General features: G+C 57.2%; 22 protein-coding genes and 1 tRNA gene. 19 read left to right on the forward strand and 4 right to left on the reverse strand.

The genetic code is table 11. The features are described from left to right. Positions 1 to 92 precede the first annotated feature (92 nt). A complete protein-coding gene (locus tag CHB79_RS21590) occupies positions 93 to 542 on the forward strand; it encodes an acyl-CoA thioesterase (protein WP_010482986.1) in 450 nt (149 codons plus the stop codon). Here CHB79_RS21590 and CHB79_RS21595 read toward each other — a convergent pair. Next, positions 539 to 949, reverse strand: a complete 411-nt coding sequence (locus tag CHB79_RS21595; protein ID WP_089361404.1) for a hypothetical protein — start codon at positions 947 to 949, stop codon at positions 539 to 541. The genes CHB79_RS21590 and CHB79_RS21595 overlap by 4 nt on opposite strands. 295 nt (positions 950 to 1,244) lie before the next feature. On the opposite strand from CHB79_RS21595, the gene CHB79_RS21600 reads away from it, so the two are divergent. Next, a complete protein-coding gene (locus CHB79_RS21600) occupies positions 1,245 to 2,216 on the forward strand; it encodes a tRNA dihydrouridine synthase (protein WP_089361405.1) in 972 nt (323 codons plus the stop codon). 114 nt (positions 2,217 to 2,330) lie between these two features. Here the strand turns inward: CHB79_RS21600 and CHB79_RS21605 are convergent, their stop codons facing one another. The 3 genes from CHB79_RS21605 to CHB79_RS21615 form a co-directional block, all read right to left on the reverse strand. After that, positions 2,331 to 3,077 carry an SDR family oxidoreductase gene (locus CHB79_RS21605; RefSeq protein ID WP_010482991.1) on the reverse strand — a complete coding sequence of 249 codons (747 nt, stop codon included), beginning with the start codon at positions 3,075 to 3,077 and terminating at the stop codon, positions 2,331 to 2,333. Between the two features lie 147 nt (positions 3,078 to 3,224). Then, positions 3,225 to 6,896: a PAS domain S-box protein gene (locus CHB79_RS21610; protein WP_089361406.1), complete on the reverse strand. Its 3,672-nt coding sequence runs from the start codon at positions 6,894 to 6,896 to the stop codon at positions 3,225 to 3,227. Positions 6,897 to 6,977: 81 nt separating this feature from the next. Then, the gene (locus CHB79_RS21615) at positions 6,978 to 7,871 is read right to left on the reverse strand and encodes a LysR family transcriptional regulator (protein WP_089361407.1); all 894 of its coding nucleotides are present in this window, start codon (positions 7,869 to 7,871) and stop codon (positions 6,978 to 6,980) included. Positions 7,872 to 8,003: 132 nt separating this feature from the next. Here CHB79_RS21615 and leuC point away from each other — a divergent pair, with 132 nt between their 5' ends. The 17 genes from leuC to CHB79_RS21700 all read left to right on the forward strand — a co-directional run bounded on the left by leuC (position 8,004) and on the right by CHB79_RS21700 (position 26,613). Further along, positions 8,004 to 9,431, forward strand: a complete 1,428-nt coding sequence (gene leuC / locus CHB79_RS21620) for a 3-isopropylmalate dehydratase large subunit (RefSeq protein WP_010482998.1) — start codon at positions 8,004 to 8,006, stop codon at positions 9,429 to 9,431. Positions 9,432 to 9,441: 10 nt separating this feature from the next. Next, positions 9,442 to 10,089, forward strand: coding sequence for a 3-isopropylmalate dehydratase small subunit (gene leuD, locus CHB79_RS21625; protein WP_010482999.1), 648 nt, complete (start codon positions 9,442 to 9,444; stop codon positions 10,087 to 10,089). A gap of 46 nt (positions 10,090 to 10,135) precedes the next feature. Then, on the forward strand, positions 10,136 to 10,894 hold the full coding sequence (locus CHB79_RS21630; protein WP_089361408.1) for a class I SAM-dependent methyltransferase: 759 nt from the start codon (positions 10,136 to 10,138) through the stop codon (positions 10,892 to 10,894). A 54-nt stretch (positions 10,895 to 10,948) separates the two neighbouring features. Then, positions 10,949 to 12,031, forward strand: a complete 1,083-nt coding sequence (leuB, locus tag CHB79_RS21635; protein WP_089361409.1) for a 3-isopropylmalate dehydrogenase — start codon at positions 10,949 to 10,951, stop codon at positions 12,029 to 12,031. A 52-nt stretch (positions 12,032 to 12,083) separates the two neighbouring features. Beyond that, a complete protein-coding gene (gene asd / locus CHB79_RS21640) occupies positions 12,084 to 13,196 on the forward strand; it encodes an aspartate-semialdehyde dehydrogenase (protein WP_010483005.1) in 1,113 nt (370 codons plus the stop codon). 305 nt (positions 13,197 to 13,501) lie between these two features. Beyond that, positions 13,502 to 14,512 (forward strand): aspartate-semialdehyde dehydrogenase, encoded by a 1,011-nt coding sequence (locus CHB79_RS21645; protein WP_010483008.1) that lies wholly within the window; start codon positions 13,502 to 13,504, stop codon positions 14,510 to 14,512. Positions 14,513 to 14,666: 154 nt separating this feature from the next. After that, positions 14,667 to 17,504: a motility hub landmark protein FimV gene (locus CHB79_RS21650; protein ID WP_089361410.1), complete on the forward strand. Its 2,838-nt coding sequence runs from the start codon at positions 14,667 to 14,669 to the stop codon at positions 17,502 to 17,504. Between the two features lie 3 nt (positions 17,505 to 17,507). Continuing rightward, positions 17,508 to 18,392, forward strand: coding sequence for a tRNA pseudouridine(38-40) synthase TruA (truA, locus tag CHB79_RS21655; protein ID WP_010483012.1), 885 nt, complete (start codon positions 17,508 to 17,510; stop codon positions 18,390 to 18,392). A 92-nt stretch (positions 18,393 to 18,484) separates the two neighbouring features. Continuing rightward, a complete protein-coding gene (locus CHB79_RS21660; RefSeq protein WP_089361411.1) occupies positions 18,485 to 19,108 on the forward strand; it encodes a phosphoribosylanthranilate isomerase in 624 nt (207 codons plus the stop codon). A 165-nt stretch (positions 19,109 to 19,273) separates the two neighbouring features. Then, complete coding sequence (gene accD / locus CHB79_RS21665) at positions 19,274 to 20,173, forward strand: acetyl-CoA carboxylase, carboxyltransferase subunit beta (RefSeq protein WP_089361412.1); 900 nt, start codon at positions 19,274 to 19,276, stop codon at positions 20,171 to 20,173. Next, positions 20,170 to 21,477 carry a bifunctional tetrahydrofolate synthase/dihydrofolate synthase gene (gene folC, locus CHB79_RS21670; protein WP_089361413.1) on the forward strand — a complete coding sequence of 436 codons (1,308 nt, stop codon included), beginning with the start codon at positions 20,170 to 20,172 and terminating at the stop codon, positions 21,475 to 21,477. The genes accD and folC overlap by 4 nt, the downstream gene beginning before the upstream one ends. Further along, positions 21,461 to 22,096, forward strand: coding sequence for an SPOR domain-containing protein (locus CHB79_RS21675; protein WP_010483019.1), 636 nt, complete (start codon positions 21,461 to 21,463; stop codon positions 22,094 to 22,096). Before folC ends, CHB79_RS21675 begins: the two co-directional genes overlap by 17 nt. A gap of 67 nt (positions 22,097 to 22,163) precedes the next feature. Continuing rightward, complete coding sequence (locus tag CHB79_RS21680) at positions 22,164 to 22,709, forward strand: CvpA family protein (protein ID WP_089361414.1); 546 nt, start codon at positions 22,164 to 22,166, stop codon at positions 22,707 to 22,709. A gap of 58 nt (positions 22,710 to 22,767) precedes the next feature. Next, entirely contained in the window at positions 22,768 to 24,273 is a 1,506-nt protein-coding gene (purF, locus tag CHB79_RS21685) for an amidophosphoribosyltransferase (RefSeq protein ID WP_010483022.1), read from the forward strand. Between the two features lie 51 nt (positions 24,274 to 24,324). Continuing rightward, on the forward strand, positions 24,325 to 25,536 hold the full coding sequence (locus CHB79_RS21690) for an O-succinylhomoserine sulfhydrylase (RefSeq protein WP_089361415.1): 1,212 nt from the start codon (positions 24,325 to 24,327) through the stop codon (positions 25,534 to 25,536). A 20-nt stretch (positions 25,537 to 25,556) separates the two neighbouring features. Beyond that, the gene (locus tag CHB79_RS21695; protein ID WP_036988039.1) at positions 25,557 to 26,324 is read left to right on the forward strand and encodes an SDR family oxidoreductase; all 768 of its coding nucleotides are present in this window, start codon (positions 25,557 to 25,559) and stop codon (positions 26,322 to 26,324) included. Between the two features lie 213 nt (positions 26,325 to 26,537). Beyond that, positions 26,538 to 26,613: transfer RNA gene (locus CHB79_RS21700), tRNA-Val, on the forward strand. Positions 26,614 to 26,628 lie beyond the last annotated feature (15 nt).

Genomic DNA, 26,628 nt, shown 5'->3' on the forward strand with positions numbered 1-26,628 from the left:
CTTAGAGATAAGGCCAGCCTGAGCTGGCTTTATCTGACTGTGACTTTTATCGGCTGCTCATGCTTGCTTGTGGGCAGTGTGGAGCTGTGTAGATGAACTGGGATATGGCCAATCCATTTGTGATCGACATTATTGTGGGTGCAGATGATATCGACGGTCTTGGGCATGCCAATAATGCGGTCTATGTCAGTTGGCTCGAGCGTTGCGCCTGGCGTCACTCGCAATTTCTGGGCCTGGATCTGGTTGAGTACCAGCGCCTGGATCGAGCGATGGCCGTGACCCGTCACGAAATCGACTACCTGGCCAGCGCCTATGAAGACCAGGAGCTGCAGATGGCAACCTGGATTGTCGAGTCTGATCAGCGCCTGAAGATGGATCGCCGCTTTCAATTGATTCGCCCACAAGACGGGGTCACCTTGCTGCGCGCCAAGACAACCTTTGTCTGTATCGAGCTGTCCAGCGGTAAACCCAAGCGCATGCCGCCAGAGTTTATTGATGGCTATGGCCAGGCGTTGCAACCTGTTTTCCCGATGGAACTCTAGCTGTTTGGTGCTTGCCCAGGTGCAATGCTGGGTGAAAGAAATAGGCTGTCCCGGTCGACCAGTACCTGGAAGTAACGGGTTTCACCGGGCTTGATCAGCATAGACTGCTGGCTGCGCAGGTTGATGGAGCCGCAATAGCCGGCGGGGGAGAGAGCCAGCTCTGCATTGAAATTACCTGCAGGGATTTTTAGCTCAATCGACTCGCCAAGTCCCAGGGCTAAGGGGGCCTGGCCGCTGATCAATATCTCGACATCGCAGGCGGTTGGTGCGTTGCGGTCACGGCTGATCACGACTTTCGCCGCGTACTCTGGAACCGCTTCAAAATGAATCTCCGGCTGCTCTACTTGCGCCGCCTGACTCAGGCAGCTGCTAAGTATGCCGGCGCATAGCAGGAGTTTGCTTCGCATCTTGATCCTTGATCTTGCGTCTTCAGGCTGCCTTTGCAGGCGTTTAGCCAGTGTAACGGAAAGCCCGGATAAGTCTTTAGGTTACCTCTGAAAACCAGCTGCGCTGGATATCACGGGGCAAGCCATCGCTGCGGTTCCCAAGGGGTGAGCAGCGCGCATCAAATGCGCATTCAGGTTGCTAAAGTCGAGTGCGAGCTTTTTCAGAGGGGCTTATCAAAGTGTTCTTGATCGGCAATATTTCAACTTAAGCGTCCAACTGCGTACACTGCGCAACGTTTTTTTCGAGAGTAACCCTATGCAAATCGCCTTGGCGCCCATGGAGGGGTTGGTCGATCATATTCTTCGCGACGTGCTGACCCGCATTGGCGGCATTGACTGGTGCGTGACAGAGTTTGTTCGCGTCACCGAGCGTGTGCTGCCAGCTTCTGCCTATCGCAAGCTGGCCCCTGAACTCTTTACCGCTGCGCAAACCCGTGCCGGGACCCAATTGCGCGTGCAGTTGTTGGGCTCCGATCCGCAGTGTTTGGCCGACAATGCCGCGTTTGCCTGCACGCTGGGCGCGCCGGTCATTGATTTGAATTTTGGCTGCCCGGCGAAAACCGTGAACAAATCACGTGGCGGAGCCGTGTTGCTCAAGGAGCCTGAGTTGCTGCATCGAATCCTGCGTGAGGTCAGGCGCACGGTTGCAGCTGATATTCCGGTAACCGCCAAGATGCGCCTGGGGTTTGATGATAAAGGGGGCGCCATCGAGTGCGCGCAAGCGCTGGCTGAAGGCGGTGCAGAGCAGATTGTGGTGCACGCCAGGACCAAGGTCGAAGGCTACAAGCCACCGGCCCATTGGGAGTGGGTGGCACTGATCAAAGAGGCCGTGAATGTTCCGGTGTTTGCCAATGGTGATGTCTGGACGGTTGCCGACTGGCAACGCTGCCGTGAAGTCAGTGGTGTCGATGACATCATGATTGGCCGAGGCCTGGTGAGTCGTCCCGACCTGGCGCGGCAAATCGCCATGGTTAAGGCCGGTGAACCCGTGGTTGAAATGACCTGGCAAGAGTTTCAGCCCTTGCTCAATGACTTTTGGCTACAGGCGCGCAAGAAACTTTCGCCACGCTTTGCCCCGGGCCGCCTCAAGCAATGGTTGGCGCTGCTGACGCGAAATTACCCTGAGGCGGTGCTGCTGTTCGATCAGTTGCGGCGCGAGAATGATTGCCTGCGCATTGATGCCATGCTTGGTGTTGAACTGCCTCTGAACGCCGAACTTGTCAGTTAGGCAGATGCTGTAGGGAGGTGGACAAGCTTCGCGCTGTCTCATCCTAAGGCTTGCCTGCTATTTGCAGGGTGGCTGAGGTTTTTTCAGCCACCCATCCGGAGTGCCGTTCGCTTTCTAGCGCCCACCGCTGATATCGAGCAGCGCGCCGCTGGCATAGGAAGCCTTGTCACTGGCTAGCCAGATGATCGCTTCAGCCACTTCCTGGGCGCTACCGCCACGGCCCATGGGCACGCTGGCGCTGACCCTGGCAACCCGGTCTGGCTCGCCGCCGCTGGCGTGAATTTCAGTATCGATCACGCCGGGACGCACGGCGTTAACGCGAATGCCCTGGCTGGCGACTTCCTTGGCCAGGCCCAGGGTCATGCTATCGATCGCGCCTTTGGCTGCTGCGTAATCAATGTATTCGGCTGGGGCGCCGAGTTTGGCGGCAATCGAGGACAGGTTGATAATGACGCCGCCTTGGCCACCATTATCGCTGGACATGCGCTTCACCGCTTCACGGGCGCAGGCAAAGCTGCCAAACACATTGGTGGCGAAAACCCGCTGCAGGCGTGCGCTGTCCATCTGTTCAAGGCGCATCTGCGGTTCGAGAATGCCCGCGTTATTGACCAACACGTCGATGCGCCCAAAGTAGCGGTCTATGGCTTTGAATAGCTGTTCAACCTCGGCATCGACGGCAATGTTGGCTTGCAGTGCAATGGCTTCGCCGCCTGCAGCCTTGATTTCGGCAACCAGTGCCTCGGCCGAGGCGCTTTGCTGGTGATAGTTGATGCATACGGCGTAGCCTTCGACTACTGCCAGGCGCGCTGTGGCCGCACCAATGCCGCGACTGCCACCGGTTATAAGCATGACTTTGCGCATAAAAAGGTCTCCTGTGCCAGCTGTGCAGCATTTCCAGCCGGGCAATTGCTGAATAGTTACTGCACTTGATAACGGGGATGTTCCCGCTGGTTGTTGTGACTGTTGCCTGTCAGCTTGTTTCGCGCTGACTGAAGGCTTGAGGTTGGATTAGCTGCGTTTTTGCTGGTCAGGCAAGCGGTGCAGCAATGCCTTGAATTCATTAAGCGGCACCGGTTTGCTGAACAGGTAGCCTTGATAGAGAAAGCAGCCCTGGCTGTGCAGGAATTCAAGTTGTTCTTGTTGCTCAACACCTTCGGCAATGACTGTCAGGCCAAGGCTCTTGGCCATGGCAACGATGGCCCGGATGATTTCTGCATCGTTAGGGTCGGTTGTGGCATCGCGGATAAAAGACTGATCAATCTTAAGCACGTCTACCGGCAGGCGCTTGAGGTAGGTCAGTGAGCTATAGCCGGTACCGAAGTCGTCCATGGCGAAGCTCACGCCTATGTCGCGCAATTGGTTCATTTTCCGGATGGTGTCATCAATGTTCTCGATGATAATGCTTTCGGTCACCTCGAGCTTGAGCTGCGGCATGTTCTCGGGATCAAGGCAGCTCTTGACCAGGGTAACAAACTCTTCCTGGCGAAACTGGCGCGGACTGATGTTGACGCAGAGGCTGAAGTTATCGCGTTCGAATAAACCCTCGGCCAATAGTTGTGCATACACCCGGCAGGCTTCTGCAAGCACCCAGCTGCCAACTTCGAGGATCAGGCCACTTTCCTCGAGGATGTGGATGAACAGCCCGGGTGATTGCGGGCCAAGGCTTGGGTGATCCCAGCGTAGTAGTGCCTCGGCGCCGACTATCTGGTTGCTGCGCGCATCGACTTGGGGCTGGAAGTAGAGTTCGAATTCGCCGCGCACGTGGGCCATGCGCAGGTCATTTTCAAGGCGTAGCCGCTCGCTCGCGGCCTCTTGCATGGAGTTGCGAAACAGCTGGATGGTGTTGCGCCCGGAGTCCTTGGCGCGATATAGGGCAATGTCGGCGCGTTTTAGCAGGTCGGCCGGGGTGTCGCCGTGATCAGGGATCAGTGCGATACCGATACTGGGTGTGACCTGCAGGCGCTGGCCATCAAGCAGCATGGGTTCAGCCAGCAATGTGCGGAACTGGTTGGAAATTTCAGTGACCTGGCGCGTGACCACGTCTGTGTCGCCCTCGAGCCTTGAGATCAAGATGACGAACTCATCACCACCCAGGCGTGCAACAGTATCTTCCTGGCGCACGCTGGCTTCCAGGCGTGCAGTGATAAGGCGCAGTACATTGTCGCCAACCGGATGGCCCAGGGAATCGTTGATGTGCTTGAAGTGATCCAGGTCGATAAACAGCAGTGCGCCGCGCAAATTGTGGCGTTTGAGCAGCGCGATCTGCTGGGTCAGGCGATCCATCAGCAAGCTGCGGTTGGGCAGGTTGGTCAGCGGGTCGTGATAGGCCATGTGCTGGACCTGAGCCTGGGCACTCTTGAGTTCACTCACGTCGCGGGCTGTCAGCAGCAGGCATGGCGTTTCGTTGAGCTCGATATTTTCGACCGAGACCTCAACTACTGCTTGGCTGCCATCACGATGTTTGCCACGCATTTCCATGTGGTGGACATGGCCGTGGTGCGCCAGACGCGTCAGCATCATCTGGCGTTCTTCGGCGTTGGCCCAGATGTTGATCTCGTAGGCCGTCCTGCCGATGACGTCTTCGGCGCTGTAGCCAGTGAGCTTGCAAAAGCCTTCGTTGACTTCGATATAGCGTCCGCTGTCGCGCTCGGTGATGGTGATGGCGTCCGGGCTTGAGTGGAAAGCCTTGGCGAACTTCTCCTGGCTGGCGCGCAGTGCGGCTTCGGACAATACGCGCTCGGTAATGTCGCGGAAGGTGGTGGTGATGCACAGGCGACGGTCGACCCGGATAAACCGGGTCGAGATGGCGCAGGTCAACAGGGCTCCTGAACGATGGTAAAAGCAGGCGACCTCTTCATCCAGCGCTTGCTCGCGGTTGAGTTTTTGATAGAGGCGCTCACGGTCACTGTGGTCTTTCCAGAAGCAGATATCCAGGCTACTGCGGTTGATGATGTCGCTGTCTTCCCAGCCAAAGGTCTTGCTGAACTTGGGGTTTATGTCGATAAACACGCCGTCACTGACGCGGGTGACGCAGATAGGGTCGGGGCTGGCCTGGAACAGCGTGGCAAATTTCTCTTCCGAGGCCGCCAGGCGCTGTTCGCGTTGAACGCGCTCGGTGATGTCGAGCAATATGCCGGTCATGCGCAGGGGGGAGCCGTCGGTATCGCGATACAGTTTGGCAGTGCTCTCTATGTAGTAGGTCACACCGTTGGCATGGCGTGCTCGATAGATCACCTGGTAGGACTGGCGCGCACCGCTCAGCAGCTCTTTGTAGGCCTTGAGCATCATGCGCTGGTCTTCCAGTGGCACATGGCTGAGCAGTGTCTCGAAGTCGCCGTGGTAAGGCACGGCTGCCAGTCCATGTAGTGTCGAGGTGCGCTGCGAGCCGTAAATCAGGTTGCTGGGAATATGCCAGTCCCAGGTGCCAAGATCGGCCGAATCGAGCGCCAGGTTCAGGCGCTCCTGGCTTTCATTCAGTACCTGGTCCTGGGCCCGTTGCTTGGAAATATCTCGTACGGTGAGGATCAGGCAGGCCTGGCCGTCGAGGATAATTTCCCCGCCAAACAACAGGTTGGTGCTGATGCTGCCGTCGCGGCTGTGCAGGCGCACTTCAAGCTCGTTGAGTTCGTTACACTTTACGGCGTCAAGCATGCGTTGGCGACTGTCCAGGTCCGTCCAGATGCCCAGTTCAATCGAGGTGCGGCCCACTGCTTCGGCCTTGCTCCAGCCGAATCGGCGCTCGAAGCTTGGGTTCACTTCCACAAAGCGGCCTGTGCCCAGGTTGGTGATGACCACCGCGTCAGGGCTGTATTGGAAGGCCTTGGAGAATTTTTCTTCACTGATGCGCAGGGCTTCCTCGGCGCGCTTTTGTTGGCTGGTGTCGGTGAAGGAGCTGAGCATGAACGGCTGGTTTTCCAGCTCTAGGTATTGGCTGGAGAGCACGCCGTCAAGGATGTCGCCGCTGCGGGTACGTAGCTGGACCTGCTGCACAATGGGGGCGCGCACTTCGGCGATGGCTCGCTTGAGGTATTGCTGCTCGCTGTCGTGCACCCAGATATTGAGTGTATCGCAACTGCAGCCGATCGCCTCTTCGGCGCTCCAGCCGAGGCTGTGCTCAAAGTGCTGATTGACCTCGATCAGGCTGTCATCGGTCAAGCGAACCAGCATCACAATGTCGGGGTTTAGCTGAAACAGGCTGGCAAAGCGCTGCTCCGAGTTGATCAATGCGTCGGAGCGCTGTTTCTGGAGGGTATAGTCGCGTACCACGCCATACATGTGTGGCCGATTCTGGTCATCGGATTTCAGGCTGCCGTTGACTTCAATCCAGTGCAGGCTGCCATCTGGCCAGATAATCCGGTGACGCATGGGCCGCAGGTCCGGGGTGCCATCGACAATCTTGCGGAACAGTGACAGCACATGCTGGTGATCTTCTGGCGGTACCAGGTCCAGGTATTCGACGCGCTGGTTCAGTGGCTGGTTTGGATCAAGACCATAAAGCGCCTGGGCGCCACGGGACCAACTGATTTGCCCACTTTCTATGTCCCACAGCCAAGCACCCAGCTTGGCGCCGTTGAGTGCTGCAAGAAGACGTGGCGTGTCATCCCATGCCTGTTCGAACGCGGCAGGATCAAGTGCGGGGATGTGGGGCAGGATTACCGTGCGCTCATGATTTTTTGCCATTGGAGGCTCTATGAGTAAGCGAAGTAGCCAGTGGCTGGTGCTCTGTACTGGCATTTAATAGTTATAGCTTCACGTTAGCCGTTATCGAGTCGTCCGTGCAAGATGGTCACCTTGAGCGTCCAGCAATTGCATGAAGGCTCGTGCGGCATTTGAAAGCGTGCGCTCGCTATGTGAAATGTAGCCTAGTTGCCGGCTTAGCTGGATGCCGGGCAGGGCCAGGCGATGAACCTGTTCATCAAGCATGGTGCGCGGCAGTACGCTCCAGGCCAGGCCAATGGATACCATCATCTTGATCGTCTCCAGGTAGTTGGTGCTCATGGCTATATTGGGGCTCAATCCCTGGGCTTCGAACAGACGCTGGACGATGTGGTGGGTAAAGGTGTTGCCACCAGGAAACACAGCAGGTTGCCTGGCTATATCTGCAAGGCTGACATCCGGTTGCTGGGCCAGAGGGTGCTCCGGCGCGACCACAAAATCCAGCGGGTCATCCCATACGGAGACTGCGCTCACGGGGGCTCGGGTTTCCGGCGCCAGGGTGATTACAGCCAGCTCGGCGCGCCCGTGTAGTATTTCTTCGTAGGCAACTTCTGAATCGAGAAACTGGATGTCCAGCGCGACCTGCGGATTGGTGCGAGTGAACTCACGTAGCAGTGCGGGTAGACGATGAAGGCCAATATGATGGCTGGTCGCTAGCGTCAATCTGCCACTGATTTCACCGCTCAGATTGGTCAGGGCCCGGCGTGTGTCATCGAGCACATTGATAATCTGGTAGGCCCGGGGCAGCAGGGCACGACCCGCTTCAGTCAGGCTGACTTCACGACCCAGTCGGTCGAACAGGCGTACATTGAGTTGCTGTTCCAGGCTGGCGATCCGTTTGCTGACTGCCGGCTGGGTCAGATGCAGGCGTTCGGCGGCGTCAGAGAAGCTGCCTACCTCGGCAATCGCGATAAATGCATTGAGGGTTGCCAGGTCCATTTTGTATTCCTAGTAGTTATCCAATAGATGAAAAATATGAATTTGAGTAATTTATAGCAAGCCCATAAAATTGCCACATAAGCTAAAGGGATACTCCTGAAGCACAGAAATATGCTGATGAGGAAAACACTGATGGCCGGCAAAACGCTCTACGACAAACTCTGGGAAATGCACGAGGTCAAGCGCCGTGACGATGGTTCGTCACTGATCTACATCGACCGGCATATCCTTCACGAAGTGACCTCGCCGCAGGCATTCGAGGGTTTGCGTCTGGCCCAGCGCAAGCCATGGCGCATCGACGCCAATATCGCCACTCCGGATCACAACGTGCCGACCACCAAGGCCGAGCGCCAAGGTGGCCTGGAAGCGATCAGCGATGAAGTATCACGTATCCAGGTGCAAACCCTGGATGAAAACTGCGACGACTTCGGCATCCTCGAGTTCAAGATGAACGATGTCCGCCAAGGCATCGTGCATGTGGTCGGGCCGGAGCAGGGTGCAACATTGCCCGGCATGACCGTGGTTTGCGGCGATTCACACACCTCGACCCACGGAGCCTTCGGTGCCCTGGCGCACGGTATTGGTACGTCCGAGGTCGAGCATGTGCTGGCTACCCAGTGCCTGGTCGCCAAGAAAATGAAGAACATGCAGGTTCGCGTCGAGGGCAAGTTGCCGTTTGGTGTCACCGCCAAGGACATCGTGCTGGCGGTCATCGGCAAGATAGGCACCGCTGGCGGAAATGGCCACGCGTTGGAGTTTGCCGGTAGCGCGATCCGCGATTTGTCGCTGGAAGGGCGCATGACCATCTGCAACATGTCGATCGAGGCCGGTGCCCGTGTGGGCATGGTGGCTGTCGATGAGAAGACCATCGAGTACGTTGCCAACCGTCCATTCTCGCCCAAGGGCGAGCAGTGGGAGCAAGCTGTTGCCCAATGGCGCGGCCTGGTTTCCGATGCCGACGCCCATTTTGATACTGTGGTTGAGTTGCGTGCGGAAGACATCAAGCCGCAAGTCAGCTGGGGCACTTCGCCAGAGATGGTCTTGGCGGTCGATCAGCATGTGCCGGACCCGGCAGCCGAGACCGACCTGGTCAAGCGTGATTCAATCACTCGCGCGCTGAAATACATGGGGTTGACCGCCAACCAGGCGATCACCGACATCCAGCTTGATCGTGTATTCATCGGCTCGTGCACCAACTCACGGATAGAGGACCTGCGCGCTGCGGCTGCAGTGGCCAAGGGACGTAAAGTTGCCGCAACCATCAAGCAGGCCATGGTTGTACCGGGTTCTGGCCTGGTCAAGCAGCAGGCTGAAAAAGAAGGCCTGGACAAGATCTTTATCGAAGCTGGCTTTGAATGGCGTGAGCCGGGTTGCTCGATGTGCCTGGCGATGAACCCGGACAAGCTTGGCAGTGGCGAGCATTGTGCATCGACTTCCAACCGTAACTTCGAAGGCCGCCAGGGCGCTGGTGGTCGTACTCACCTGGTAAGCCCGGCGATGGCCGCGGCTGCTGCGGTTACTGGCACTTTTGTTGATGTTCGTGAATTGATTCAGGCCTGAGGAGACCGCCATGAAAGCCTTTACCCAACACACAGGTCTTGTCGCGCCGCTGGATCGTGCCAACGTCGATACCGACCAGATCATCCCCAAGCAATTTTTGAAGTCGATCAAGCGTACCGGCTTTGGTCCGAACCTCTTTGATGAGTGGCGCTACCTGGATGTCGGTCAACCGAACCAGGACAACGCCAAGCGTCCGGTGAACAAGGATTTCGTCCTTAACTTCCCGCGTTACCAGGGCGCAAGCGTATTGCTGGCTCGTGAGAACTTTGGCTGTGGCTCAAGCCGTGAACACGCGCCCTGGGCGCTGGAAGAGTACGGTTTCCGGACCATTTTGGCCTCAAGCTTCGCGGACATCTTCTACAACAACAGCTTCAAGAACGGCCTGTTGCCGATCATCCTGGCTGAAAGCGAGATGGATGAGCTGTTTGAACAAGCCGAGGCGATCGAAGGCTATCAACTGACGATTGATCTTGAAGCGCAGACAGTGACCCGTCCCGACGGCAAGCAGTACAGCTTTGAAGTCGATGCGTTCCGCAAGCATTGCCTGCTCAATGGTTTGGACGACATTGGCCTGACCTTGCAGGACAGCGATGCCATCCGCGCCTTTGAAGAAGGTTATCGTCAGCAGCAACCCTGGTTGTTTGGCGCCATCAAGTGATTCAGGCCTGCTCAAGCAAGGCTTGATTGCAGGTGGAGGCAGGGCAATGAGTGATCACGATCAGGTTGTCGAGCGTCAATTCGGCGAGCAGGCCAGTGCCTATTTGAGCAGTGCGGTGCACGCCCAAGGCAGCGAGTTCGCCCTGCTGCGCGAAAGTGTTGCGGCACGGCCTGGTGCCCGGGTGCTCGACCTGGGTTGTGGTGCGGGCCATGTCAGCTTTCAGGTCGCGCCATTGGCGGATGAAGTGGTTGCATACGATTTGTCTCAGCAGATGCTGGATGTGGTAGCGTCTGCCGCCGCTGAGCGTGATTTGGCCAATATCCGGACCGAGTGCGGGCGGGCTGAGTGCTTGCCTTTTGCTGATGAACAGTTTGATTTTGTCTTCAGCCGCTATTCGGCGCATCACTGGCGCGATGTCGGCCAGGCTTTGCGTGAAGTGCACCGGGTATTGAAGCCGGGCGGGGGGGCTGCATTCATTGATGTTGCCGCCCCAGAGTTGCCATTGCTCGACACCCATTTGCAGGCCGTTGAGTTGCTGCGCGATACCAGCCACGTGCGTGATTATTCGCCGTCGCAATGGTCGCGACTGGTAGGCGAGGCAGGCCTGGTGCAGACCCGTTGCAGCCGTCAACGCTTGCGCCTGGAGTTCAGCAGTTGGGTCGAGCGCATGCGCACTCCGCAGCTGTTTCGCCAAGCCATCCTGGCTGTGCAACAGGCGGTAGGCGAAGAAGTTCGCGAGTATTTCGAGATTGCACAAGATGGCTCATTCAGCACCGATGTTTTGTTGCTCTGGGCCGAGCGCTAAACAGATCCGCTTTAAATATGTGTTGGCGCCGTTAGCGCCGTTTGAGAGGAAAGCATGAGTAAACAGATTCTGGTTCTTTCTGGTGATGGCATTGGCCCGGAAATCATGGCCGAGGCTGTCAAGGTACTGGAACTGGCGACTGAAAAGTTCCAATTGGGTCTTGAGCTGACTCATGACGTGATCGGTGGCGCTGCAATCGACAAGCACGGCGTGCCCCTGGCCGATGAAACCCTGGAGCGCGCACGCAAGGCCGATGCGGTATTGCTCGGCGCGGTTGGCGGTCCAAAATGGGACAAGATCGAGCGCGATATCCGCCCGGAGCGCGGCTTGTTGAAGATTCGTTCGCAGCTGGGCCTGTTTGCCAACCTGCGTCCGGCGATCCTGTATCCGCAATTGGCTGATGCTTCGTCGCTCAAGCCAGAAGTGGTGGCAGGCCTGGATATTCTTATCGTTCGCGAGCTGACTGGCGGCATCTACTTTGGCGCGCCACGTGGCACCCGTGAGTTGGATAACGGTGAGCGTCAGGCTTATGACACCCTGCCTTACAGTGAAAGTGAAATCCGTCGTATTGCCCGTGTTGGTTTTGACATGGCCCGGGTTCGCGACAAGAAACTCTGCTCGGTCGATAAAGCCAACGTGCTTGCCTCCAGCCAGCTGTGGCGTGAAGTGGTCGAGGAAGTTGCCAAGGATTACCCGGATATCGAGCTGTCGCATATGTATGTAGACAATGCGGCAATGCAGTTGGTGCGCGCGCCAAAGCAGTTCGACGTGATGGTCACTGATAACATGTTCGGCGACATTCTGTCGGATGAGGCCTCGATGCTCACCGGCTCTATCGGTATGCTGCCCTCAGCCTCGCTGGATGCCAACAACAAGGGCATGTACGAGCCGTGCCATGGTTCTGCGCCTGATATCGCCGGCCAAGGCATTGCCAACCCGTTGGCGACCATCTTGTCGGTGTCGATGATGCTGCGTTACAGCTTCAACCAGGCTGAGGCGGCCAGTGCCATCGAGAAAGCGGTAAGCAATGTGCTTGACCAGGGCTTGCGAACTGGCGACATCTATTCGGCGGGTACCACCAAGGTGGGTACTGTCGCAATGGGTGACGCGGTCGTCGAGGCACTGCGTAGCTTGTAATTCTTCGCGCGGCCCAAGAGCTTCGGCTGCGATTTATATAGGTGTAGTTGTTATGAAACGTGTAGGTCTTATCGGCTGGCGTGGCATGGTTGGTTCCGTGTTGATGCAGCGCATGCTTGAAGAACAGGATTTCGATTTGATCGAGCCGGTATTCTTCACCACATCCAATGTTGGTGGCCAGGGGCCGGCTGTGGGCAAGGATATTGCGCCACTCAAGGACGCCTACAACATTGATGAGCTCAAGAGCCTTGATGTCATTCTGACCTGCCAGGGCGGCGACTACACCAACGATGTCTTCCCCAGGTTGCGTGAGGCAGGCTGGCAGGGCTACTGGATTGACGCCGCATCATCGCTGCGCATGAACGACGATGCCGTCATCGTGCTGGACCCGGTCAACCGCAAGGTAATCGACCAGCAACTTGATGCAGGCACCAAGAACTACATCGGCGGCAACTGCACCGTCAGCCTGATGCTGATGGGGTTGGGCGGCCTGTTCGAGGCGGGCCTGGTTGAGTGGGCTAGCGCCATGACCTATCAGGCGGCAAGCGGCGCCGGTGCGCAGAACATGCGCGAGCTGATCAAGCAAATGGGCACCATCAACAGTTCGGTGGCGGAGCAGCTGGCTGACCCGGCAAGCGCCATTCTGGATATTGATCGTCGTGTTGCCGAAAGCATGCGCGGTGAAGGTTTCCCGGTCGATAACTTTGGCGTGCCACTGGCTGGTAGCCTTATTCCATACATCGACAAGGAGCTGCCTAACGGGCAGAGCCGTGAAGAGTGGAAGGCCCAGGCTGAGACCAACAAGATTCTCGGTCGCTTCAAGAGTGCAATCCCGGTTGATGGTATCTGCGTGCGCATCGGCGCCATGCGTTGCCACAGTCAGGCCCTGACCATCAAGCTGAACAAAGATGTGCCGATCTCGGATGTCGAGGCGCTGATCAGCCAGCACAACCCTTGGGTCAAGCTGGTGCCAAATCATCGCGAGCAAAGCATTACCGACCTGAGCCCGACTGCGGTTACTGGCACCTTGAGTGTGCCAGTCGGGCGCCTGCGTAAGCTCAACATGGGGTCGCAGTACCTGGGCGCATTCACTGTTGGCGATCAACTGTTGTGGGGCGCGGCTGAGCCGTTGCGCCGCATGTTGCGGATCCTGCTGGAGCGTTGATCAACAGCGTTTTTTCGTACACAGGCATTGACCCGGCATAAAGCGAGCTAAGCAGCTATCGTATAAACGATTCCTGTTAAGCTCGCTTTATGCGTTTATAAGTTGCATTTCGCATAACGTGTGCAGGACGGACAGTGCTTTTTTGTCCGCCATCATCCTTCGCAAAGACTCGGCAAGATCAATGGTCCTCGGTGGACAAGCTTCGCGTTGTCACACCCTGCGATTAAGCTTTGCACTTTGATACCTTGCGAGCAGGGGTGATGTTTTTACCTCGCCCTGTTGATCAGTAACCTCAAGAGTTGAGTATGACCCATAGCTTGGATGTAGCAGTTGTAGGCGCCACCGGCAGTGTTGGTGAGGCTTTGGTGCAGGTTTTGGAGGAGCGCAAATTGCCGGTTGGCACTTTGCATGCCCTGGCGGGTGCTGACTCTGTTGGGCAAACGGCCAGCTATAAAGGCCGAAACTTGCGCGTTCGCGATGTGCAGGCATTTGATTTCAGTACTGTGCAGCTGGTGTTCTTTGCCGCAGGGCAGAGTGTCACTGCGCAGTTCATCGACAAGGCTCGCGCAGCAGGCTGCATGGTTATTGACCTGTCTGGTGGCTTACCGCCGGAGCAGGCGCCGCGTGTGGTTCCCGAAGTGAACCCTCAAGCGCTGGAGCATCTCGGTGCGCCCTATGTGGTTACCAGTCCGTCGTCGGTCAGTGTGGCCTTGGGTTGCGTGCTGGCAGCGCTGCGGCAGGTCGTTAATGTGGAGCGAATCAACCTGACCGCCTGCCTGGCGGTTTCGAGCCGCGGCCGAGAAGGGGTCAGTGAACTGGCTCGGCAAACGGCTGAGTTGCTCAATGGTCGCGCGTTTGAGCCACAGGTTTTTGGTCGGCAAATGGCTTTCAATATGCTGGCCCAGGTTGACCAACCTGACCTGCAGGGGCATGGCCTGCTTGAAAAGCGTGTGGCTGGCGAGCTAAAGGAATTGCTGGTCGAGCCGAAGTTAAGGATGTCAATAAACTGTATCCAGGCGCCGGTGTTTTTTGGCGATAGCCTGAGTCTTTCATTGCAAACCACTAAAGCTGTTGATCTTGCTAAAGTTTGTGATGCCTTGCAGCGTGCTCCGGCGCTGGAGTGTGTAGAGTTCGAGGATTATCCGACTGTAGTCGGTGATGCGGTGGGCCAGGATGTAATCTACGTTGGGCGTGTTCGGGCGGGTCTCGACGATCCCGCAGAACTTAATTTGTGGATTGCGTCTGATAATGTGAGGAAAGGCGCAGCCATAAATGCTGTGCAGTTAGCTGAGTTATTGATAAAACACTATCTGTAAAAGATACTTAGCTGGTGATTTAAAGAATTTTTCGAGCTTGGCACTACGGCTTCGGAATGTATCTGAATGGGGAATCGCGTTTCGCGAATGTAGGCAGACACATTCTGGGCCGTTTTGTACGCCGAGATAAAAGAAAAAAACAAGGGATTAAAATATGCTTCGGGTTCGCAAACTGGTGCTGGCAATGGCAGCTGCTTCGGCACTGTCCTCCGGTATGGCGCACGCGCTGGGTCTGGGTGAAGTCACCCTGAAGTCCTCGCTGAATCAACCATTGGAGGCAGAAATTGAGTTGGTTGAAGCCAGAGATCTGGCCCCCAATGAAGTCTTGCCGAGCCTGGCGTCCCCGGAAGAATTCAATAAGGCGGGGGTTGAGCGTCAGTTCTTCCTGACCGACCTTAAATTTACCCCGGTGATCAAGCCGAACGGTAAAAGCGTGATTCGCGTTACTTCAACCAAGTCGGTGCGTGAGCCGTACCTGAACTTCCTGGTTGAAGTGCTTTGGCCAAATGGCCGACTGTTGCGTGAATACACTGTGTTGCTTGATCCGCCACTGTATTCGCCGCAGGCCGCTGCTGCTCCCCGTGCTGCAGTCACCGCACCCGTTGCGCGCCCGGCCCCGCGTCCTGCTGCACGCCCAGCTACTCAGGCACAAGCGCCCCGCCCAGCAAGCAATAGCGCAGCCAGTGTCGCCGCGCCAAGTGCTGTTGGTAGCAATCAATACCGCACACAGAAAAATGACAGCTTGTGGGAAGTTGCCCAACGTTCGCGTCAGAACGGCAGCATTCACCAGGCAATGCTGGCAATTCAGGACCTGAATCCTGATGCCTTTATTGATGGCAACATCAACCGCATGAAAAGCGGCGAAGTGCTGCGCCTGCCAACCCAGGCTGATATCAATAAGCGCTCGCAAGCCGAGGCTCTGGCCCAGGTTAACCAGCAAAATGCCGCTTGGCGTGAAGGTCGCAGCGCGCCTGCCGGTGCACGTCAACTCGATGCTACCAAGCGTGAGGTTGCAGGTGCGGCGCCTGCGAATGCTGATGCGCAAGACAAGCTGAAGCTGGTCTCGGCCGAGTCGGGCAAGGCAACTGCCGGCAGCGATAAAGGCCAGGCTGACAGCGACGCGATCAGCAACAAGCTCGCCGTGACCCAGGAAAGCCTGGACTCGACACGTCGTGCCAATGAAGAGCTGTCCGACCGCATGGCTGACCTGCAGAGCCAGGTCGATAAGCTGCAGCGTCTGATCAAGCTTAAAGATGATCAACTGGCCAAGTTGCAGGCTGATCTGGCCAGCCAGGGTGGCGCAGCTGTAACGCCGGGAGCCGCCACGCCTGATGCGGCGACATCCGGGCAGACCCCGCCTGCAACAACTGCCGAGGCCCAGCAACCTGAGCCAGTGGCACCTGCAGCCGATGCACCTGCCGCGCAGGTGCCGGAGACGGCCCAGGAGCCTGACTTCAACTACAGCGAAGAGCCTGCACCCCAGCCAGAAGCGTCTGCACCGGTAGCGGCTCCTGCGCCCGAGCCCAAGCCAGTTCCGGCCGAGACCCCGGCGCCCGCCAAGCCAGCTGCTCCAGCGGCGCAGCCAGCTCCGGCTCCGGCTTCCATGATCGATGACCTCTTAGCCAATCCAATGCTGCTCGGCATAGTTGCTGCGGGTGGCTTGCTGGCGTTGTTGGTTGTGCTGATGATTATCTCGCGTCGCAAAGCGATGAAAGAGTCCGAGTCCGCCGAGGATAACCTGGAGCCCGACAATAGCTTTGCGGCCGGGTCTGATTTGCCAGCCGATGACTTTGCTGGTCTGGATGATGATTTCGACCTGGGCAACGAGCAGGCTGAGGTCGCACCCGAGCAGTCAACCACCCCGCAGACCTCGGATGTACTGGGCGAAGCCGATATCTACATTGCTTATGGGCGTTTCAATCAAGCGGCCGAGCTGCTGCAAAACGCTATCAACGACGAGCCAGAGCGCAGTGACCTGCACCTCAAGTTGATGGAAGTCTACGCAGAAATGGGTGACAGCGAGGGTTACGCTCGCCAGCAGGAAGAATTGCGTGAAATGGGTGCGGCAGCGCCAGAGGTTGCCCAGCTCAATGCCAAGTACCCGGCAATGGCTGGTCTGGCAGGTGGTTTGGCCGTGGCGGGTAGCGTGGACAACGACCTCGACAGTTTCAGCCTCGATGATTTGACCATGGATGATGTCGACGCAACGACTAATCCGCCCCAGGCAGCAGATGCCGATGACTCCTTTGACCTGAGTCTGGATGATCTGGAATCCGAGCTGGACAGTCAGTTGCAGTCCACTGCCAGTAATGATCTGGAGCGTTTCGATCTGGACGACGAGCTTGGTCAGGCGGCTAATGCTCCACTTGCAACCCAGGACGATGACCTGGGCTTCGAGCTGAGCCTGGACGAGGACGTCGAAAAAAATACCGGGCTTGCGGACGAACTGGCTGATTTCAACTTTGATCTGGACAGCGCTCCAGCCAGCGACGCTGCTGTCAACCAGCCGGCAGATACGGATGCAGACGATGACTTCCTGCTCAGCCTGGATGATGCCGATTTGTCATCAAGCACTGACCCTGTCGCTGAAGCGGCACCGCAGGGAGAGACCGATGATGGCTTCGACCTGTCGCTGAACGATGATCTGGGTGATCTTGCATCTGAGGAAAAACCTGATAACTTTGCCGCCCAGCTGGATGAGGTCACGGCTGAACTCGATCAACTGAGTGAAAGCCTTGAGCAACAGAAAGCGGCTGATGAGCTTGATGTGCCCGAGTTTACCGAGGCGTCCTCTGTTGCCGCTTTTGATGACGAAGATGATTTCGACTTCCTCTCTGGCACTGATGAAACCGCGACCAAGTTGGACCTGGCGCGGGCTTACATCGACATGGGCGACTCCGAGGGTGCACGCGACATCCTTGATGAAGTAGTTGCTGAAGGTAATGACGATCAACAGAAAGAAGCCAAAGAGTTGATCGATAAACTGGTTTGATAAATGTCTGATGCTCTACCTGCAACGGCGGCCGAAAGGGCCGCCGTTGGCGTTTTCAAAATAGCCCTTGGTGTTGAATACAAAGGCTCCCGCTATCGTGGCTTCCAGCGCCAGAAGGCCGGTGTGCCTTCTGTCCAGGAATCGCTTGAAAAAGCTATTTCGAAAGTGGCCGGCGGCGCACCCATAACGCTGAGCTGCGCCGGACGCACCGATGCCCTGGTCCATGCCAGTGCGCAGGTGGTGCACTTCACCACCACGGTCGAGCGCAGCATGCATGCCTGGACCATGGGCACCAATATGAACCTGCCTGGTGATATCAGCGTAGCTTGGGCCAAGAGCATGCCCGAGCACTTTGATGCACGTTTTTGTGCCCAGGCCCGGCGCTATCGCTATGTCATCTACAACGACCAGATTCGGCCCGCGCACATGGCCGAGGAAGTGACCTGGAATCATCGTCCGCTGGATATCGAGCTCATGCGTTCGGCGGCCCGGTATTTCGTTGGTACCCATGACTTCAGTGCCTTTCGGGCGCGCCAATGCCAGGCCAAGTCACCAATCAAGACCGTTCATCATCTGCAGTTGCTGGAACATGGGCGTTTTATCGTGCTGGATATCCGCGCCAATGCATTCTTGCATCATATGGTGCGCAATATCGCTGGCGTGCTGATGACAATCGGAGCTGGCGAACGTCCGGTCGAGTGGGCCAAGGAAGTGCTTGAGACCGGTGTGCGGCGTACCGGAGGCGTGACGGCTCATCCTTATGGCCTGTACCTGGTGCAGGTGGATTACCCGGCGGAATTTGATCTGCCCAAGCGTTATCTCGGGCCGCATTTTCTCTCGGGCCTGCCAGATGTCATGGCTGAGGGCGAGGGTGGGGGCAATAGCTAGTTTCAGCACTATTTATGATGCAGATGCCTCTGTCTGCACGTTAAGCTGTCAAATTGTGTGCCTTGTACCTGTCTCAAATAGGAAATCAGTCGTTGTCAGTCGTTAGAAGCAAGATTTGCGGCATTACCCGACTTGAAGATGCGCGTGTTGCGGTGTCGGCAGGCGCGGATGCAATTGGCTTTGTGTTTTATGCGAAAAGTCCACGAGCCGTCACAATCGAGCAGGCCCAGGCCATAATTGCGCAGTTGCCGCCCTTTGTGACCACGGTCGGCCTGTTTGTCGATATGCCGCGTGAGCAGTTAAGCCAGCTACTGCAACAGGTACCCTTGGACCTGTTGCAGTTTCATGGCGACGAAACTCCAGCGCAATGTGAAGGCTTCGCTCGTCCCTATATCAAGGCGCTGCGCGTCCAGCCGGGTGACGATATTGCCAGCCAGGTCGCGGCCTATACTTCGGCCAGCGGGGTTCTGCTCGATACCTTTGTCAGTGGCGTACCCGGTGGAACCGGGCAGGCATTTGACTGGTCACTGGTCCCGCAAGGGCTGGAAATGCCCATTATCCTGGCGGGCGGTCTTACGCCTGATAATGTAGAGGCTGCGATCAGGCAGGTCAGGCCCTACGCAGTAGACGTCAGTGGTGGGGTCGAGGCGAGTAAAGGCATCAAGGATTCGAGCAAGGTGCAGGCCTTTGTTCACGCAGTACGCAGCGCGATGTGACGGTTTATTGAGCTTGGCCGTCCATAAACCTATTGCATGTGCTGTAGTGCATGCCCCTGGCGTTGAGCGCCACGGGCGCCGGCCAGGCCGGGCACTGCAGGCGCCATTTGTTTGGATATGCAGTGTTGCTGACATATTCAGAACCACAGCTTGGGAGAGATGAGCATGAGTAACTGGTTGGTAGATAAGCTGATTCCGTCGATCATGCGTTCTGAGGCGGCTAAGAGTTCAGTACCAGAAGGCCTCTGGCATAAATGCCCGTCTTGCGATGCTGTTCTGTATAAGCCAGAGCTCGAGAAGACGCTTGATGTATGCATGAAATGCAACCATCACATGCGAATCGACGCACGTACGCGCCTGGATATCTTTCTTGATAAAGAAGGTCGCGAAGAGATCGGGGCTGATCTGGAGCCTGTCGATCGCCTGAAATTCCGCGACAGCAAGAAGTACAAGGACCGCCTCGTCGGTGCCCAGAAGCAGACTGGCGAGAAAGACGCATTGGTCGCCATCAGCGGCACGCTCGAGGGTATGCCGATTGCCACCTGTGCCTTTGAATTCTCCTTCATGGGCGGCTCGATGGGGGCCGTGGTCGGCGAGCGTTTCGTTCTCGCAGCCAATGTCGCCCTGGAAAAACGTTGTCCACTGGTATGCTTTTCCGCCTCGGGTGGCGCGCGTATGCAGGAAGCCCTTATTTCCCTGATGCAGATGGCCAAGACCTCGGCGGTACTGGCGCGCATGCGCGAAGAAGGCCTGCCGTTTATCTCGGTGCTCACCGACCCGGTCTATGGTGGCGTGTCTGCCAGCCTGGCCATGCTTGGTGATGTGATCGTTGCCGAGCCCAAGGCGTTGATTGGTTTTGCCGGCCCGCGCGTGATCGAGCAAACCGTGCGCGAGAAACTGCCTGAAGGTTTCCAGCGCAGCGAGTTCCTGATCGAGCACGGTGCGATCGACATGATCATCCCGCGCAGTGAGCTGCGCCCACGTCTGGCGCGTCTGCTTGCGCAAATGCAGCACTTGCCAACACCTAGCGTCAGCAACTCTGTAGTCGAGACGGCTTCTGCATGAGTCAACGCTCTCTGGCTGATTGGCTGGCATACCTGGAGCAATTGCATCCCAGTGCCATCGATATGGGCCTGGAGCGCTCTCGTCAGGTTGCGCAGCGATTGGACCTGGACAAGTTGGCCCCGCTGACCGTGACCGTTACTGGCACCAACGGCAAAGGATCTACTTGCGCCTTTATCGCTTCACTGCTTGAGGCACAAGGGCTCAGTGTCGGGGTTTACAGTTCGCCCCATCTGCTGCGTTACAACGAGCGGGTGCAAATTGCCGGTGAACTGGCCAGTGACGAGTTGCTTTGTGACGCATTTGCAGCGGTAGAGGCGGCGCGTGGCGATATTTCCCTGACCTATTTCGAGATGGGTACGCTGGCTGCGTTCTGGCTGTTCAAGCAACAACGGCTTGATGCCGTTGTGCTTGAAGTCGGGCTGGGCGGGCGTCTCGATGCGGTTAACCTGGTCGACCCGGATATCGCCCTGGTCACCAGCATTGGTGTGGATCACGTCGAATGGCTGGGTGACAGCCGTGAGTCCGTGTCCGTCGAAAAGGCGGGTATCTACCGTGCTGGTAAACCTGCCTTGTGTGGTGATCTTGACCCGCCGCAACCACTGCTGGACGCTGTGGCCGAGCTTGACGCGCCGTTTTACTTGCGTGCTCGTGATTACGACCTGGTTGCTGGTGAGCTGGGCTGGACCTGGCGCGGAACCGATGCCCAGGGCGGGGCGTTGGAACTTGTGGATTTGCCTTTACTCGATCTACCCATGGAAAATGCCGCGCTGGCACTGCAAGCCTACGCGCTGACGGGCCTTGCGTGGCAACCAGAAAAAATTCGCCAGGCCTTGCTGCGCACCCGTGTAACCGGGCGCCTCGATCGTCGTCAGTTGATTTGGCAAGGAAAGCCACTGACGCTGTTGCTGGATGTTGGGCATAATCCACATGCAGCCGAGTATCTGGCGCGACGCTTGGCGATGAAACCTGTCACTGGCAAGCGTTCTGCCGTATTTGCTTTACTGGCAGATAAAGACTTGGCGGGTGTGGTGATGCCATTAATTCCACATGTTGCCCATTGGGCTGTGGCACCATTACCGACAAGTCGTACGCGACCGGCTGCAGAGTTGGCCAGGTATTTGACAGATTGTGCCGCGCAGGTCGCGGTATTTGATGATGTGTGTTCTGCATTGGATGCACAATGCGCTAAAGCCTCGGCAGGGGATGAAATTCTGCTGTTCGGGTCGTTTTATTGTGTGGCCGAGGCCTTGGAATGGCTGGCGGGCCATGCCACGGGAGTAGGTCAGGATGGCTTTGCTGGATAAAAACTTGCTGCAACGTATTGTTGGCGCTTTGGTCCTGCTGGCCTTGGCGATTATTTTTATCCCCATGTTGCTGTCTCGTCAGGATGACATGCAGCGCGTGGTGGTCGATGCGCCGAGCATGCCGCAAGCGCCGGCCATGCCTGAAATCGAAATGCAGCCGGTCACTGTACCCAAGCCGCAAATCATCGACGAGGCGCCCGAGCAGCAAGATCAAGGCCCTGAACCCATAACCGCGATCACTGACGAGCCTGAAATCAACCCGGTACCGGCCACGCCGCCGCCAGAAGTGCGCGAGCAGGCCAAGGCCGATGCCGCTGCCCGTGCCGAGCAACCTGTGGAGCCAGCCCCCAAACCTGCTGAGCGCCTGGATGCCAATAGCCTGCCGGTGAGCTGGTCGGTTCAGTTGGCCAGCCTGTCCAGCCGCAGCGGTGCGGAAAACCTGCAAAAGACCCTGCGTGCGCAAGGCTACAACGCCTATATCCGCACCTTTGAAGGCATGAATCGGGTCTTTGTTGGCCCGCTGGTCGAGCGCGCCGAAGCGGATCGCCTGCGTGATCAGTTGAACCGCAAGCAGAAATTAAACGGATTTGTTGTTCGTTTTAAACCAGAAAGCAGTTGATCGACCGCTTACTCGTAGCGCCTTGCTCTGTTAAAATACAGCGCCATTTCTGTCGGTAGCCTTAATCGTGGCATTTACCTGGGTCGATTGGGCCATTATCGCCGTTATCGGCGTATCAAGTTTGATCAGTCTGAGCCGTGGCTTCGTCAAGGAAGCCTTGTCGTTGCTCACCTGGATTATTGCGGGCGCCGTTGCCTGGATGTTTGGCGGCGCACTTTCGCACCACCTCGAAGGATTTATCCAAACGCCGTCGGCTCGAGTCATCGCCGCCTGTGCATTGCTGTTCATTGCTACATTGATGGTCGGTGCGTTGGTCAATTATTTGCTCGGCGAGTTGATCCGGGTGACCGGCTTGTCTGGTACCGATCGTTTCCTGGGTATGGTCTTTGGCGCTGCGCGGGGCGGTTTGTTGGTTGTGCTGTTGGTCGGGCTGGTGAGCCTGGCGCCGGTGCAGGAAGATACGTGGTGGCAGCAGTCAACGCTGGTGCCGCATTTTTTATTGGTCGCTGACTGGTCCAAGAACCTTATCTTGGGAATGTCCAGTGAGTGGCTGGCAAGTGGCATCAGTGCTCCGGCTGAGCTGCCGTTTAAACAGGTTCTCACACCGCCTTGACAGGCTGTAATGAGTGCATTGCGATTTAGTTTGTTTCTCAACGTAGGGGTTGCGCCACATGTGCGGCATTGTCGGTATCGTCGGTAAATCGAACGTCAATCAGGCGCTGTATGACGGTTTAACCGTTCTTCAGCACCGCGGCCAGGACGCTGCCGGTATTGTGACCAGTCATGATGGTCGCCTGTTTCTGCGCAAAGACAATGGTCTGGTGCGCGATGTCTTTCAACAACGCCACATGCAGCGCCTGGTGGGCCACATGGGCATTGGCCATGTACGCTACCCAACGGCTGGCAGCTCCAGCTCGGCCGAAGCGCAGCCGTTCTACGTCAACTCGCCATATGGCATCACCTTGGCCCACAACGGCAACCTGACCAATGTTGAGCAACTGGCCAAGGAGATTTACGAATCCGATCTGCGCCACGTCAACACCAATTCAGATTCCGAGGTGCTGCTCAACGTGTTTGCGCACGAGTTGGCCCAGCGTGGCAAGTTGCAGCCTACCGAGGAAGATGTATTTGCCGCGGTCAGCGAGGTTCATTCGCGTTGTGTGGGTGGCTATGCAGTGGTTGCGATGATTACCGGTTACGGCATCGTCGGGTTCCGCGACCCCCATGGCATCCGCCCAATCGTCTTTGGCCAGCGCCATACCGATGAAGGCGTTGAGTACATGATCGCCTCGGAAAGTGTTTCCCTGGACGTGCTCGGTTTCACCCTGATTCGCGACCTGGCACCGGGCGAAGCGGTTTACATCACCGAAGACGGCAAGCTGTTCACCCGCCAGTGCGCTGAGAACCCGCAATATGCGCCGTGCATCTTCGAGCACGTTTACCTGGCTCGTCCCGACTCGATCATGGATGGTGTCTCGGTGTACAAGGCACGCCTGCGCATGGGTGAGAAGCTGGCCGAGAAAATCGCTCGCGAACGCCCTGATCACGATATCGATGTCGTAATCCCGATCCCGGACACCAGCCGTACCGCGGCGCTTGAGCTGGCCAACCACCTGGGCGTCAAGTTTCGCGAAGGCTTTGTCAAGAACCGTTATATCGGTCGTACCTTTATCATGCCGGGCCAGGCGGCTCGCAAAAAATCGGTACGCCAGAAGCTCAACGCTATCGAGCTGGAGTTCCGTGGCAAGAACGTAATGCTGGTCGATGACTCGATCGTGCGTGGCACTACCTGCAAGCAGATCATCCAGATGGCCCGTGAAGCGGGAGCGAAGAATGTCTACTTCTGTTCCGCTGCGCCGGCGGTGCGTTATCCGAACGTGTACGGGATCGACATGCCAAGTGCCCATGAGCTTATTGCGCATAACCGCAGTACTGAACAGGTTGCCGAGCTGATTGGCGCCGATTGGCTGATCTATCAGGATCTTGAGGACTTGATCGATGCGGTCGGTGGCGGCAAGATCAAAATCGAGAAATTTGATTGCGCCGTATTCAATGGCGAGTACGTCACCGGCGATGTCGATGAGTTCTACCTGAACAAGATCGAGCAAGCGCGCAATGATTCGACCAAGATCAAATCGCAGGCGGTCAGCGCGATTATCGATCTGTACAACAACTGATACCCTGGGGTCGCTTATGCGGCCCCAGTGCTTTATTCGAGAGGGAACAAGATGTCTCAAGAGTGGGATGCCGGACGTCTGGACAGCGACCTGGAAGGTGTTGGTCTCGAAACGCTGGCGGTGCGCGCCGGTCAGCATCGCTCGCCCGAGGCGGAGCACAGTGAGGCGCTTTACCTGACCTCTAGCTATGTGTTCCGTACCGCTGCCGACGCAGCGGCGCGCTTTGCTGGTGAAGTGCCAGGCAATGTCTATTCGCGCTATACCAACCCTACCGTGCGCGCTTTTGAAGAGCGTATCGCGGCGATGGAAGGGGCCGAGCAGGCGGTTGCCACCTCAACCGGGATGTCGGCAATTCTTTCGATAGTCATGAGCCTGTGTTCTGGTGGCGACCATGTATTGGTCTCACGCAGCGTATTCGGTTCGACCATCAGCTTGTTTGAAAAGTACCTCAAGCGCTTCGGTGTTGAAGTCGACTATGTGCCGCTGTCTGATCTCGATGCATGGTCTGCGGCATTCAAGCCCAATACCAAATTATTGTTCGTCGAGTCGCCGTCCAACCCCCTGGCTGAGCTGGTTGATATCGCCGCACTGGCTGAAATCGCCCACAGCAAAGGCGCGTTGCTGGCCGTTGACAACTGTTTCTGTACTCCGGCGCTGCAGCAGCCGCTGAAGCTCGGGGCCGACATAGTGATGCATTCCGCCACCAAGTACATCGATGGCCAGGGTCGCAGCATGGGCGGTGTGGTTGCCGGCCGTGGCGAGCTGATGAAAGAAATCGTCGGCTTCCTGCGCACGGCCGGGCCAACCCTGAGCCCGTTCAATGCGTGGGTTTTCCTCAAGGGCCTCGAAACCCTCAGTGTGCGCATGCAGGCGCACTGTGCCCGTGCTCAGCAACTGGCCCAGTGGCTTGAGCAGCAGCCGGGAGTTGAACGTGTTTATTACGCGGGCTTGCCGAGCCATCCGCAACATGAGCTGGCCAAGCGTCAGCAAAGTGCCTTCGGTGCCGTGGTCAGCTTTGAAGTCGCCGGTGGAAAGGAAGCGGCATGGCGTTTTATTGATGCCACCCGGGTTATATCGATCACCACGAACCTGGGTGATACCAAAACCACCATTGCCCACCCGGCAACCACTTCCCATGGTCGTCTGTCGCCGCAAGAGCGTGCCAATGCGGGGATTGGCGATAACCTGATCCGCGTGGCTGTTGGCCTTGAAGATGTGCTGGATCTGCAGGCTGATCTGGCGCGTGGCCTGGCGGCGCTTTGAGCGATAAGTTGCAGGCTGACTTGAATCTTGAAGTCAGCGCCCCGACCACCGGCAAGGTAGCGCTGGTGACCGGGGCTGCGCGCGGTATCGGCCTGGGTATCAGTGCCTGGTTGATTGCCGAAGGTTGGCAAGTGGTACTGGCTGACCTGGACCGTGCACGAGGTTCGGTCGTGGCCAGGGCGCTGGGTGAAAACGCCTGGTTCGTTGCCATGGATGTTTCCGATGAGGATCAGGTTGCCATGGGCGTTGCCGAAGTGCTTGGCCAGTTTGGCCGATTGGATGCCTTGGTCTGCAATGCCGCGATTTCCGAGCCGCACAGCCTGGACCTGGAAAGCCTCAACTTGGCGCGCTGGAACAAAACCCTGGCCATTAACCTGACCGGGCCCATGTTGTTGGCCAAGCATTGCGTGCCGTATTTGCGCGCGCATCGCGGCGCGATAGTCAATCTGACTTCGACCCGTGCCCATCAATCAGAAGCCAATACCGAGGCTTATGCGGCGAGCAAGGGCGGCTTGTTGGCCTTGACTCATTCGCTGGCGATCAGCCTTGGGCCTGAGGTGCGGGTTAATGCGGTCAGTCCGGGCTGGATTGATACCCGTGACACCAGCGAGCAGCGCGCCGAGCCCTTGTCTGCCGCCGATCATGCACAGCATCCGGTTGGGCGGGTGGGCAGCGTTCAGGATGTTGCGGCGCTCGTTGCCTGGTTGCTCTCGAGTCGCGCAGGATTTGTCACCGGCCAGGAGTTTGTGGTCGACGGTGGCATGACAAGGAAGATGATTTATCAATAAGCATCGAAGTCGATGCTTTTGGCGACCTGGCTGTCTCGTCGGTTTTTATACGACTGCGCAGGGCTATTTTGTCCTGGCTTGATCAGCAAATGACCAGTCGCCGATTCAAGGCTTTCAGATTTCAATTTATTTACCCTGTTTTTGGAAAAACTTTAAGCAGGCTATTGACTTAGGTGCGACCCACGCGTAAATTTCGCGTCCTCGCAAAGCCAAGGGTGATTAGCTCAGCTGGGAGAGCATCTGCCTTACAAGCAGAGGGTCGGCGGTTCGATCCCGTCATCACCCACCACTTTGTGAATCTGGA

The sequence above is a fragment of the Pseudomonas segetis genome (genome assembly GCF_900188155.1).
Taxonomy (GTDB): Bacteria; Pseudomonadota; Gammaproteobacteria; order Pseudomonadales; family Pseudomonadaceae; genus Aquipseudomonas; species Aquipseudomonas segetis.

Coding starts and splice junctions, on each gene's coding strand:
- CHB79_RS21595 (WP_089361404.1), bottom strand. CDS start 949: ATGCGAAGCAAACTCCTGCTATGCGCCGGCATACTTAGCAGCTGCCTG.
- CHB79_RS21650 (WP_089361410.1), top strand. CDS start 14,667: ATGCTTCGGGTTCGCAAACTGGTGCTGGCAATGGCAGCTGCTTCGGCA.
- CHB79_RS21600 (WP_089361405.1), top strand. CDS start 1,245: ATGCAAATCGCCTTGGCGCCCATGGAGGGGTTGGTCGATCATATTCTT.
- CHB79_RS21610 (WP_089361406.1), bottom strand. CDS start 6,896: ATGGCAAAAAATCATGAGCGCACGGTAATCCTGCCCCACATCCCCGCA.
- leuC (WP_010482998.1), top strand. CDS start 8,004: ATGGCCGGCAAAACGCTCTACGACAAACTCTGGGAAATGCACGAGGTC.
- CHB79_RS21630 (WP_089361408.1), top strand. CDS start 10,136: ATGAGTGATCACGATCAGGTTGTCGAGCGTCAATTCGGCGAGCAGGCC.
- folC (WP_089361413.1), top strand. CDS start 20,170: ATGAGTCAACGCTCTCTGGCTGATTGGCTGGCATACCTGGAGCAATTG.
- leuD (WP_010482999.1), top strand. CDS start 9,442: ATGAAAGCCTTTACCCAACACACAGGTCTTGTCGCGCCGCTGGATCGT.
- CHB79_RS21645 (WP_010483008.1), top strand. CDS start 13,502: ATGACCCATAGCTTGGATGTAGCAGTTGTAGGCGCCACCGGCAGTGTT.
- CHB79_RS21590 (WP_010482986.1), top strand. CDS start 93: ATGAACTGGGATATGGCCAATCCATTTGTGATCGACATTATTGTGGGT.
- CHB79_RS21615 (WP_089361407.1), bottom strand. CDS start 7,871: ATGGACCTGGCAACCCTCAATGCATTTATCGCGATTGCCGAGGTAGGC.
- purF (WP_010483022.1), top strand. CDS start 22,768: ATGTGCGGCATTGTCGGTATCGTCGGTAAATCGAACGTCAATCAGGCG.
- asd (WP_010483005.1), top strand. CDS start 12,084: ATGAAACGTGTAGGTCTTATCGGCTGGCGTGGCATGGTTGGTTCCGTG.
- CHB79_RS21675 (WP_010483019.1), top strand. CDS start 21,461: ATGGCTTTGCTGGATAAAAACTTGCTGCAACGTATTGTTGGCGCTTTG.
- truA (WP_010483012.1), top strand. CDS start 17,508: ATGTCTGATGCTCTACCTGCAACGGCGGCCGAAAGGGCCGCCGTTGGC.
- CHB79_RS21605 (WP_010482991.1), bottom strand. CDS start 3,077: ATGCGCAAAGTCATGCTTATAACCGGTGGCAGTCGCGGCATTGGTGCG.
- CHB79_RS21690 (WP_089361415.1), top strand. CDS start 24,325: ATGTCTCAAGAGTGGGATGCCGGACGTCTGGACAGCGACCTGGAAGGT.
- leuB (WP_089361409.1), top strand. CDS start 10,949: ATGAGTAAACAGATTCTGGTTCTTTCTGGTGATGGCATTGGCCCGGAA.
- accD (WP_089361412.1), top strand. CDS start 19,274: ATGAGTAACTGGTTGGTAGATAAGCTGATTCCGTCGATCATGCGTTCT.